At 44.3% G+C, this 873-nt stretch carries 1 protein-coding gene; it reads right to left on the bottom strand.

Translation table 11 applies throughout. The features are described 5' to 3' along the window. Positions 1–115: 115 nt before the first annotated feature. Entirely contained in the window at positions 116–715 is a 600-nt protein-coding gene (locus ACYQ11_RS22085) for a hypothetical protein (RefSeq protein ID WP_459926001.1), read from the bottom strand. Between the last annotated feature and the right edge of the window lie 158 nt (positions 716–873).

Genomic DNA, 873 nt, shown 5'->3' with positions numbered 1-873 from the left:
CCGGCCGGGCGGCGAATCGAGACGCTGGGCCGATGGGCGAAAAAGGTTGAAAAACTAAAGACTTCCAAAAGGGACAAGCTGTAGCCCGGTCCGGTGGAAGCAATTGTTAGCAGCTTCAAACACCTCTAATTAAGACATAAAACATAAAAGAAAAAAAAGCGATAATACCTATAATCCCTATCGATATTGCAATCAAAGAGTTATGGTATTTGCGTCTAAATAAACCAGTAATAGTACCAATCATGCAAAGCAACAATCCAAACTGTAAAATATGATCAATATCAATGTAATCATTAGAATGTGGTTTAAATAACAGAATTAATAGAATAATCAGCGTGCCTACTATAGACAAAATAATTGCTACAGTAGAAAGCAGTTTTTTATCTTTTTTTGTTTCCGACATTTTCATTGCTAACGTGTGCTTCACCGGCCGGGCGGCGAATCGAGACGCCGGGCCGATGGGTGAAAAAGGTTGAAAAACTAAAGACTTCCAAAAGGGACAAGCTGTAGCCCGGTCCGGTGGAAGCAATTGTTGGCAGATTGAATCACGGTGGCGAATGGATGGGGAACAAGACGTGATGAACCCAATGCCGGGGAACGTGGAAACAATATGCCAGGTGTGACAAAGAACAACCAGAACCAAGCGGTGATCAAAGCCGTTAAAGCCTTCGAACGAGCGGGCCGCCCTGAGAACGAAGGAGCCGGAAACCGCCACAAGGGTTGAGCGGATGGGCCACCCTGAGCGAGACAGCGGTTGAATTTAAAAAGCCGTTCAACAGGAGAATGTCCTTGCCCGAATTGTTTACATTATTTCTTTTTGAAAGAGCAAATCAATTATCTACTTTTTTCCCAGGCGTTCGTCCGACTGCCAAA

This window comes from Desulfatiferula olefinivorans, assembly GCF_054657895.1.
This window is presented reverse-complemented; position numbering and strand designations above follow the sequence as displayed.